9 protein-coding genes are annotated in these 9,205 nt (G+C 57.9%); 4 read left to right on the forward strand and 5 right to left on the reverse strand.

The window, feature by feature from the left end; genetic code table 11:
• Positions 1 to 424: 424 nt before the first annotated feature.
• Positions 425 to 745, forward strand: a complete 321-nt coding sequence (locus AC1RRC_RS33035; RefSeq protein ID WP_493060159.1) for a hypothetical protein — start codon at positions 425 to 427, stop codon at positions 743 to 745.
• Between the two features lie 469 nt (positions 746 to 1,214).
• Here AC1RRC_RS33035 and AC1RRC_RS33040 read toward each other — a convergent pair whose 3' ends face one another.
• Genes AC1RRC_RS33040 through AC1RRC_RS33050 form a run of 3 tightly spaced genes read right to left on the reverse strand, consistent with a single transcriptional unit; the run spans position 1,215 to position 3,118 of the window.
• A complete protein-coding gene (locus AC1RRC_RS33040) occupies positions 1,215 to 1,742 on the reverse strand; it encodes a metal-dependent hydrolase (RefSeq protein ID WP_493060161.1) in 528 nt (175 codons plus the stop codon).
• Positions 1,743 to 1,746: 4 nt separating this feature from the next.
• Positions 1,747 to 2,424, reverse strand: a complete 678-nt coding sequence (locus AC1RRC_RS33045; protein WP_493060162.1) for a hypothetical protein — start codon at positions 2,422 to 2,424, stop codon at positions 1,747 to 1,749.
• Between the two features lie 4 nt (positions 2,425 to 2,428).
• Entirely contained in the window at positions 2,429 to 3,118 is a 690-nt protein-coding gene (locus AC1RRC_RS33050) for a hypothetical protein (protein ID WP_493060163.1), read from the reverse strand.
• Positions 3,119 to 3,384: 266 nt separating this feature from the next.
• Between AC1RRC_RS33050 and AC1RRC_RS33055 the strand changes: the two genes are divergently transcribed.
• The 3 genes from AC1RRC_RS33055 to AC1RRC_RS33065 all read left to right on the forward strand — a co-directional run bounded on the left by AC1RRC_RS33055 (position 3,385) and on the right by AC1RRC_RS33065 (position 5,633).
• Positions 3,385 to 4,032 carry an AAA family ATPase gene (locus AC1RRC_RS33055; protein ID WP_493060165.1) on the forward strand — a complete coding sequence of 216 codons (648 nt, stop codon included), beginning with the start codon at positions 3,385 to 3,387 and terminating at the stop codon, positions 4,030 to 4,032.
• 59 nt (positions 4,033 to 4,091) lie between these two features.
• Positions 4,092 to 4,364: a hypothetical protein gene (locus AC1RRC_RS33060; RefSeq protein WP_493060166.1), complete on the forward strand. Its 273-nt coding sequence runs from the start codon at positions 4,092 to 4,094 to the stop codon at positions 4,362 to 4,364.
• Positions 4,365 to 5,021: 657 nt separating this feature from the next.
• The gene (locus AC1RRC_RS33065; protein ID WP_493060167.1) at positions 5,022 to 5,633 is read left to right on the forward strand and encodes a recombinase family protein; all 612 of its coding nucleotides are present in this window, start codon (positions 5,022 to 5,024) and stop codon (positions 5,631 to 5,633) included.
• 6 nt (positions 5,634 to 5,639) lie between these two features.
• On the opposite strand, the gene AC1RRC_RS33070 is transcribed toward AC1RRC_RS33065, so the two are convergent.
• Together AC1RRC_RS33070 and repM are read right to left on the reverse strand one after the other, a co-directional pair.
• Positions 5,640 to 6,065 (reverse strand): hypothetical protein, encoded by a 426-nt coding sequence (locus AC1RRC_RS33070; RefSeq protein WP_493060168.1) that lies wholly within the window; start codon positions 6,063 to 6,065, stop codon positions 5,640 to 5,642.
• 93 nt (positions 6,066 to 6,158) lie between these two features.
• Positions 6,159 to 6,956, reverse strand: coding sequence for a replication initiation protein RepM (gene repM / locus AC1RRC_RS33075; RefSeq protein ID WP_493060170.1), 798 nt, complete (start codon positions 6,954 to 6,956; stop codon positions 6,159 to 6,161).
• Between the last annotated feature and the right edge of the window lie 2,249 nt (positions 6,957 to 9,205).

Raw genomic sequence — 9,205 nt, forward strand, 5'->3', positions numbered from 1 at the left:
TTTTGGACGGGTGCTTGGGATGGGTTTGAGGGAATCGATTGAATGATGGGCTCGTTCGAATACATCAACCTGGGCGTTTGGATGATTGGTTTGGTCTTTCAATGGCATTGGGGTGGCAATGAATTGGGTTTGTTATAGTGAATCGAATCAGCATCCAGGGATGTTTAACCAGGTGAAGCCATGCTTATGGGATTTGAATCGCTGGATTGGCGTTTGAATGAGCGATGCAATGGATTCAGGTTGGCCGATGGCGGTGCTGGAACGGATGACGTGTTCTGGAATCGCTCGACGGCGTTGGCGGTGAATGTTGGCGACGGTCCTGGTTGAATGTTTGCGTGTCGTCAAAATGCCATGGGGCGGTTTGTGCCGAATAACTTTTACTGGTGCGGGGTGTAAGGGTGATGGTATTATTCTTCCACGGTGATTGAGTTGCTCCAGTTCCTCCGGAACCCCGGCCAGAAAAGAAGAGCAAAACGAAAACCGCAGCGCTTCCCGCCGCAAGTCAGTTGAGCAGCAAATCAGACGGACTGGCGGCAATGTAAAAGACGGCGCGCTCTTCGGTAAAAGCGGCAAGGTGGCAGTAAAGCGGTCCAAACGGGTGGAAGATAACCCGGCAACCGGCGGCAATAATCCACCAGGCGGTGCAAAGCGGAAGAGCAAAATGACAAGCCGGAAGCGGTTAAAAGCTAAAGCAAACAGTGTGCCGGAATTAATATCTGAAACGCTGGGAAGAATTAAGATGTAGTCGCTGGCAACATGGAATTGATCCGGAAGAGTTGTAATGAATGTCCGGAAGGATTCGAGAGTTTGACAATGTTGACAATTTTGAATTCCCCTCCTGCTTCACACTGAGAATATCGCCGCTGTCCACGCGGACGACTCATTTCCTGTCCTTTCCAATCAAATCAATTATTTAGGCTGAGACATTGATCGTCTCATTTGGCATTGGCGCGCTGGCCGACGTTCGCTGCTGTCCTGGCGCGGGCGTTCGCGCTGCATGACGGCTGTCATTTTCGCATTGTCGTTTTCTTATTGTTATCAAGAGCTTACGGCATCCGGCGGGGCGGACGGGGCTGTGGAAAGTTGTCCACCGCTGCGGCGGGAAAGTGGGGCGGATGGCGGTTTTGCTGCGAAGTTTTCGCATCTTTTGGGAATTTCCGGCTTTTTCTGGCTTCTTCCAGCCTGTTTCGGGCGGTTTTGTGGGGTTTTCCGCTTCAAATGAAGTCGAAACGGTGCTGTTTCCACTCCAGACCGTCGATCAGGCCGTCCTGGTAGAGGCGGTCGTAGCGGTAAAAGAAGGGGATGAAGGTACCGGGGACGTCCCTTCTTGCATAAATGATCACGGCGCACAGGGCCACGATGCCCAGGGTGATGGCCAGCTCGGCCATGCTGCCGGTTTTGACCCGGCCGCCGAACAAGGTGACCCGGCGATCGGACCACCAGCCGACGGGCGCGCCGCTGACGGTCAGGGCGTCGCAGAACCAGTGCACGACGTTGCCCAGGGCGAACCACAGCAGCCAGCCTTGCCAGTCCCACACCAGGGCCGCAAAGGCCGCCAGCAGCAGCCAGGTGGTCAAGTAGTGGGTGGCGCCGCGGTGGCGCACCCGGCGGCCCGTGACGGCCCGCAGGATCCACTCCAGCCAGTCGGGGCAGGTGGAGCCCAGCACGGCGGCCGGCACGGCGCCGGGGTTCACTGCGGCGCACAGGCTGGCGGCGATCGCGATGTGGCTGATCCAGCGCATGTTTTTATCGGTGGAAGGTGTCGAGGTAGGCGTCGATGCGGGCCATGTGGGTCTCGTCGCACATGCCGAGTAGGTGCAATCTCGCCTTGATTTCATCGCCGTGCAGGGCCTGGATCTTGGTTTCCAGGGCGGCGACTTGCTCCAGGTAGCGCACCTGCTCTCCGGTTTCGGCCACGCCGACCCGGACTCGCTCCTGGGCGCGCTTTTCCAGCGCCTGCAGCAGGCTCAACTGGCGAGCCTGCATCACGCGCTCGGCATAGGTGCTGACCAGGTTGCCGACCGCCTCGGCGATTTTTCCGCGCCGTTCGGCTTCGCGGTTTCTCTCTTTGTCGAGTTCGGCGGCGGAAATCAGGGGAATCCGGGCGACTAGGGCGATATAACGGTCGTCGCGGGTGGTAATCGTGCCGGAATTGGGGTCCAGTGAACTGTTTTGGGCGTTTTTCTTGTTCGCCAGGCGGCCTTCGACGTGCAATTCGCCCCGAAACCACGATTTTTCGGGCCAGCAGGCGACTGTCAGGTCGAATAAACGGCGGTAATCGGGGATGTGCGGGCGTTTCAGCGGATCGGCGGGCGGTTGGATGGTGCGCTCGGCGCCGTCGAACAGGGGCACCGTCAGCGGCGGCTTGTCGAGGTCTGTGCCGGCGCCGGGTGTGCCGGCCAGCAGGATCACCAGGGCCAGCACGAGGCTACGTCTGGCGCGCGGCACGGCTACCCCGTCCCAGGAACTTCATGCCGCCGAGGATGGCGGCCAGTTGCCAGGCGCCGGCGCCCAGGGCGGCCAGGATCAGCAGCCACAGGAACACAGCGGTGGCGTCGTAGGCGGCATCGGACTTTAACGCCTCGATGACGGGGTCGCGCCGCAGTAGGGCCAGGCGCAGGTTGATCGGGATGCGGCTTTCCTGGCTCGCGCCGGTGACGATGCGGCCAGCCACCAGGGCCAGCTGCTGGACGACGTCGAGCTTGCGGCCGGCCAGCTGGTGGGCGTCGTCCAGCAGCAGCACGGCGTGGGTGTGGTCGACCCAGCGGATCAGCCAGTCGGTTTTTTCCCAGGCTTTGGTTTTGTTCCAGGGCTGTTTCGTGGTGGTTTCCATGTGGGCCTGGATGCGGGGATCGGCCGACCAGGCGCCGATCGGGTCGACCGCGCGCAGCAGCAAGGTGGGCTTATCTCGCCAGATGCGGTCGGCGTGGCGATAGAGGCGCTGCAGCCAGCGGGTTTTGCCGGCGGCGTTGGCGCCCAGGATCATCCAGTCGCGCTGGGTCGGCAGCCAGTGCTCATCGAGCACGGCGCCATATTTCCGGGTCTTGGTGCGCACGATGGGCACGCAGGCGCGCAGTTGGTCGAAGCGGCGGCCGCTGCGCAGGATCAGCATTTTCATGGAGGAACTCCCGGGGCCGGCGGGCCCTGCTGGATTGTCCGGCCGGCGGGAGCGGTCGATGTTGAGAAAAATGAAATTTCGCCGCAGGCGGCTGAGGGTGTTACGAACCGGACCGTGACAGCGATCATGCGGGCGCGGCGGGCGTCCGGGTTTTAGGGACGGTTGTTCTCAGTTAGCGAACTCATCAAAAAGACTATCTTTTGAATATTCAAAAGATAGTCAAAATGCTGAAAACCTGTATAGTTCTTCAACCTTAATCAGGAGGCATGATGGGTGGAAAAATCATCACGGTAGGGGCGATCAAAGGCGGTGTCGGCAAGACCACGTTGGCCCTGAACATTGCAATTGCGCGGGCGCTAGCGGGGCGGGATGTCTGGCTGATTGATGCGGACCGCCAGGACACCGCGTCGACTGCGCTGGCTATTCGTGGCGAGGCTGGCCGGCAGCCGGCGATCGCGACCGCGCACTACCCGGACGGCAGCCAGCTGCGTACCCAGTTGCGGCATCAGCGCGGCAAGTTCGAGGACATCATCATCGATGCCGGCGGCCGCGACAGCACGGCACTGCGCGCTGCGCTGGTGCTGTCGGACTTGGTGCTGGTGCCGTTCCAGCCGCGCTCACTGGACGTGTGGGCCGTGGCCGATATTGCCGCGCTGATTGAAGAGGCGCGCGCCCTGAATCCGGAACTGCAGGCGTTGGCCGTGCTGAATTTGGCCGACCCGGCCGGTACCGACAACGCTGATGCCGCCGCTGCCGTGGCGGACTATCCGGCGCTACAGTACCTGGACACGCCGATCCGGCGCCGCAAGAGCGTGGCCAATGCAGCCGGCAACGGGTTGTCGGTGCTGGAACAGACCCCGCGCGATGAGAAAGCCATCATGGAATTGAATGCATTGATGCAGTCCATATTTTGACTATTCATTAGATATTCTTTGAATATTCAACTGATATTCATTTATAGCGGAATTTGATCATGGCGATTAGGAAAAAACGGTTCGGCCCCCAGAAGGAGCATGCGCTGCAGAAGTTCATCGCGACCGCGCCGGACGCGCCGCAGCAGAGCCAACCGGCCAAGCCGGAGCTGGCGCCCAAGGCCCAGGACGAGGACAGTGTGCAGATCACGCTGAGGATGTCGCGTGCGGACTTGGCGCGGCTGACCGCGACGGCCAAGCGGCAGGGGATTGCGCGGGCCAGTTACATCAAGCGGGCGGTGTTCCTGCAACTGGCGGGGGATGAGGTGAAGTAGCTTGGTGGCATGTTTTTAAGAACTCCAGCGCTCTGGCGCTGCCAGAGCGAAAGGTTTTTGCCAGGCCCCGCGTGAGGCGGGGCAAGGGGATGACGCTGCCGCGCGCCCGTCGCGCTTGGCCCGCCGCCGGACGGCGGCAGTCAGAGGTACAGCGTTCGCGCCCGTCGCGCTCACGGCCGCGCTTCGCCGTCAGTCAGAAAAAGGCTACGCAAAAGGCACAGCCGCACAGGGGTAAATCGCGGGCGTTGCCCGCGATTTAACATAACGCGGCATTCTGTCAAATCGCCCCGTTCACTACGCTGCGCTACGTTCCTTGGGGCGATCGCTCCGGCTGCGCCTGCGCGCCCTGGCGGGTTGACAGAATAGGCGTTATGTCTGGCGCCCCTGCGCGGCTGCCAAGCTGAAGTGTGCTGCGCAGGGTTTTAGTCAGCGCTGCGCGGAGGGGCGAGGTCGCGCGCTCCGGGGGCGCCATGGCGCCCCCCGCTTGCTGCCGCGCGTTGCCGGTAGTCAGAGGGGAGGAAACGGCCACCCCACAGGGCCGGCTGCGCCGGCCCTGTTCAGGTCAATCGAGCACTTGCGTTCAACATTTCTCAAGACTTTATTTGAACGTTATGTGTTCAAATAAAAGCCAATACTGAACACTGTGAAGGATCGGACATGGCTCTGTTCGCCTATTTGCGCGTGTCGACCGACATGCAGGACGTGAACACGCAGAAACTCGGGGTGCTGGAGTATTGCGCGAATCGCAAACTGGGCGTGCCGGAAGTGGTGGAAGACACCGTCAGCAGCAAGATTGACTGGCGCCAGAGGGAGATCGGGACGCTGCTGGGCAGCTGCGTGGCCGGCGACGTGATCGTGGTCAGCGAGGTGTCGCGCCTGGCGCGTTCCACCCTACAGGTGCTGGAGATCATGCAGGCGGCCGCCGGCGCCCAGGTGGCGATCCACGTGGTCAAGAGCGCCATGATCATGGACGGGTCGCTGCAGTCGAAGATCTACGCCACCATTTTCGGCCTGGCGGCGGAGATCGAGCGCGATTTCATCGTGCAGCGGACCAAGGAGGGGCTGGCCAGGGTGCGCGCCGAGGGCGTGGTCCTGGGGCGGCCGCCTGGCGAGGCGAAAACCCTGGCGCTCGATGCGCACGCCAGGAAGATCGACCATTACCTCGAGCTCAAGCTCAACAAGCGGGCCATGGCCAAGCTGCTCGATGTGTCGCCGAATACGCTGTACCAGTGGCTGAGAAGGCGTCGGCCGGAGGTGTTGGGGGAGTGAGGTCGGCTACAGCAGAAGAAGTGACCGGTAGGTCGGGATCGCCAGCTCCCTGACGAGCGGGCAGCCTGATTCCTCTTTCGCTTCCTGGGTTTGGCTACGCTTTATGGCAATACGAAGCGTCTTCAAGAGGGGGAGATAGTAGTCATCATAGAACTTCCCCTCCTCTTGATGGGTTGCTTCAAGATCCATGCGGATCTTATCCAGTGCATCACTGCGCTTCGCAAAACTGGGAGAACGGCGGCTCCCGCCCCGCTCATCCAGCTTGGTATAGAACCAGTTGACCTCTTCCAGGATGACTTGGGCTTCCCGATCCATGTCATCAATGAAGTGATGCCAAACGGCTGCCCAGCGGCCAGATGGAAGTTGTACCAAGAGCCAAGGACCGTACGTTGCCTTAACGCGTTTCTTCAATTGCAACGAATATGCTGTCATTAAGCTACTTAAAAGATGGGTAGCCCACCGAAAAAATTGAATAGTTTGGTTTTACAAAGAGGCTGAAACCCGCATGGATACTGGCCTTGCGGGTTAAAAGGCTTCAGTTTCCTCTGCATCGAGCCGCTGTTGGCCGTTGGCCTCCAGTTTGTCGCGGTACTCCTGGTCTGACGTGAATTCGTCCCTCTTCTTGGCTGATGCCTTGACCTTGATCTTGAACATCAGGTCGGTGATGAAGCGTCCTGTTTTCAGTTGGGCATAGCTCACCTGCAGGTCGCTATGCTCGTTAATCTGGGCCACAGCGATGTCGACTACGCGACGTTTGAAGTTATCCAACCGGTCATACTCGCCATCGAGTTCCAGCATGCTCTTCAAGTCAGCAATGGCGATCTTGCGTTCCCCGCATTCCTTGTACTGTGTCAGCAGTTCATACAGTCGCACTGCATGGGCACTCGACATGCGGCCAATGCGCTCCAGTCTGTACTGGGTGAAACCTGGTTTCAGACGGGTAATGTAGGGCACCATCTCCGGTGCAAAGCGTAACTGGATGGTGCCGGCACCATTGATGTAGCTGGCCGAGGAGATCCAGCGGACCTGCGTCACGCGTTCCATCCCGCTTTCCGGATCGGTGTCGTAAAAGGTGACTGAGCGTTGAAACAGGGATTGCAAAGACCCTTTCAGTTGCCCGTAGACACTCCCTTCTTCCATGCCGAACGTCTGGGCAAATTGCTTGGAGTGGATGGTGAGGAAACCTTCACCCAGCCCTGTCTCACTGTCCCTGGCGGCGACGATTGCGGCAAGGATGATGCGCTGCTCCACCAGATCGAGGCGATAGCTCGCTTCGATCAGCCGGTTGGACTTCGCTACCAATTCTTTCTTCTTAGCCAACATAGCGCTCCCTCACGATCAGAGTATCTAATACTACTAAAAATGTATGGTAGTGATAAGTGAATTCTTAGTCACGAACGCGATAAAGCAGTTTCCCTGCAACCCTAAACCCGTAGTGATAAGACCGGAAATCCGTAGTGATAAGACCGGAAATCTGTAGTAATAAGACCGGAAATCTGTAGTGACAAAGGTTTTTTTGCAACCGGAAAAGCGTAGTGATGAAACCGGAAAAGCGTAGTGATGAAACCGGAAAAGCGTAGTGATGAAGACTCGCAAACCCGCATGAATACTCGCTCTCCGGACCGGGAAAAGCTGAAAAGCTTAAAAGCCCTCACCGCGTGCCGCGAGTTCGAACTGCTCTAGGCCCCCTGAGGGGGCATAGGGAGACCCCCACCCCCGCGAAGGCCGCGGGCCTCTGAGCACCGCTGCGCGCCGCTCATCGTGACATTCCTTCAACTTCTTACGAGAAATTTCCTCTTTTCCATCTTTGCTTGTGTTGCGAATGCGCAAAGTTTCCGTCGCGGAACGGACTCGCAGACCTTCGGCGGGCTACGGGAGCGTTGCTCCCTACCGCCTCACCCGGCTAACGCCGGGCTTCGGGCACCTGCTTACCGTGGCGCCGGCCGAAACCCCGCGCCCTCTCGGGACGCGGCGGCCGCCTGAGCCACTGGCCTGCGCGCTCCGATGTCTGTTTTGCAATATTTACGTGGGCCATGGGCGATGCGCTGCCAATGTTTTTAAAGGGTTTTTATCTTTTCGATTTTCAAAATTAACCGGCCGGATCGACCCCGCTTTGGCGGGGCTTGATTTGCGAAGCAAATTCGACCGGAGACAAGCGCCGACGGGCGCGCGGCAGGATATTTAGTTAACCTGATTATTTGAGTTAACGTGCGCGAATGATTTTGTTTTGATTCTTTTGGCGCTCAAATATTTGGATGACGACGGCTTATTTTTGCGCGCGCGGCTTTTGTTGAAACATGGGATGAAATACTTTGCTTGGTTGGATTAACTGACTGTCCGGTTTGTGTGCTTGGGATATTTTATAGACTCCGGCTTGAAAATTGGACCATCTGAAAATTATGGTATATTGTGTTTTTGAATGAGTTTATCTTTCTCGAATTGGAAATTAGAATAATCAGTAAGCTGATTTTAATTATTTCTAATGAGGGGGAATTAAAATCATTAATTAACTGAGGCGAATTGACGTTTTGTTTGAATACCGGCCGAAAGGAAATGGCGATTGAATCTGTTTGGGGATCGGCTGAAATGCATTGAACACCTACCCATTAAATGATTATGTCTTTTGATTGGCCGCTTTGTTTTTTGCCACCAATTGTTTTACGATAAAACCTGAAAACAATAGAAGTGACGCGTCACGGTTTATTATTTCGGGTGGACGATAATGATGGGCGCATGGTTTGAAATGAAAACCGGCCATGGTTGGTTCCTACGGCTGCTGATTGATGGAAGACACCGGGGTTTATGGTTTTGTTTTACGTTATGAATCGCGGAAATGGGATTTATCCTGTTTTCTATCCCGGCTGATTTGCCTGCATTACGGGGACGGCAGGGGCGTAGCGGGCCTTCCTGGGGCTTCCCAGGGGCCTTGGCGGGGTGGTGGGAGGGGGCGGATTTCGCCGCCTGGTGGGGGCCGGATAATGCCGCGATGGGAAAAACGGCTTTCAGGGTTAATCCGGCGCCAATTGGCTTTAGGACCATTAAAACGGACCCCGGACGGGTAAAAGGCGGGGTTTTATGCCGACGATTGGCATATACGTGCCAAGTATTGGCATAAACTCGGGTTTGAGGACCGGTTTTGGATTCCCGGGCCGGTTCCGGGGAGTCCGGGCCGACGCCGGCCGATTAGCCGTTTTTTCGAATCCGGGGTAAGGGGTTGATGCCATCCCGGGTTTGGCGGGCTCTGAGGGGCTTTAAAACGGTTTTTGGGACGTTGATTGGGGTGCGAGTCATCCGCGTGGGTTTGTCGCCTCCTGCGGGCTCTGGTGCGGTCCAGTCGGCCCGGGGCGCCACGGGGGAAATGGCGGACCCGGCGGCTATAGTTTTTGGATGGAAAGTTTTGGATGCCGCCGTGGTGTTGGGTAAGTCGGACGGGCCTGGTGTGGGAATTCGGATGGGTGAAAAGGATGAAAGCGGGCTGCGGGCCTGCTTTTTTTATTTTGGACGGGTGCTTGGGATGGGTTTGAGGGAATCGATTGAATGATGGGCTCGTTCGAATACATCAACCTGGGCGT

This window comes from Pseudoduganella sp. GW821-FHT12E03 (genome assembly GCF_058807115.1).

Excerpts from the sequence above, each read along its gene's own strand:
- repM (WP_493060170.1), bottom strand. The coding sequence starts at position 6,956 with ATGTTGGCTAAGAAGAAAGAATTGGTAGCGAAGTCCAACCGGCTGATC.
- AC1RRC_RS33050 (WP_493060163.1), bottom strand. The coding sequence starts at position 3,118 with ATGAAAATGCTGATCCTGCGCAGCGGCCGCCGCTTCGACCAACTGCGC.
- AC1RRC_RS33070 (WP_493060168.1), bottom strand. The coding sequence starts at position 6,065 with ATGACAGCATATTCGTTGCAATTGAAGAAACGCGTTAAGGCAACGTAC.
- AC1RRC_RS33040 (WP_493060161.1), bottom strand. The coding sequence starts at position 1,742 with ATGCGCTGGATCAGCCACATCGCGATCGCCGCCAGCCTGTGCGCCGCA.
- AC1RRC_RS33060 (WP_493060166.1), top strand. The coding sequence starts at position 4,092 with ATGGCGATTAGGAAAAAACGGTTCGGCCCCCAGAAGGAGCATGCGCTG.
- AC1RRC_RS33065 (WP_493060167.1), top strand. The coding sequence starts at position 5,022 with ATGGCTCTGTTCGCCTATTTGCGCGTGTCGACCGACATGCAGGACGTG.
- AC1RRC_RS33055 (WP_493060165.1), top strand. The coding sequence starts at position 3,385 with ATGATGGGTGGAAAAATCATCACGGTAGGGGCGATCAAAGGCGGTGTC.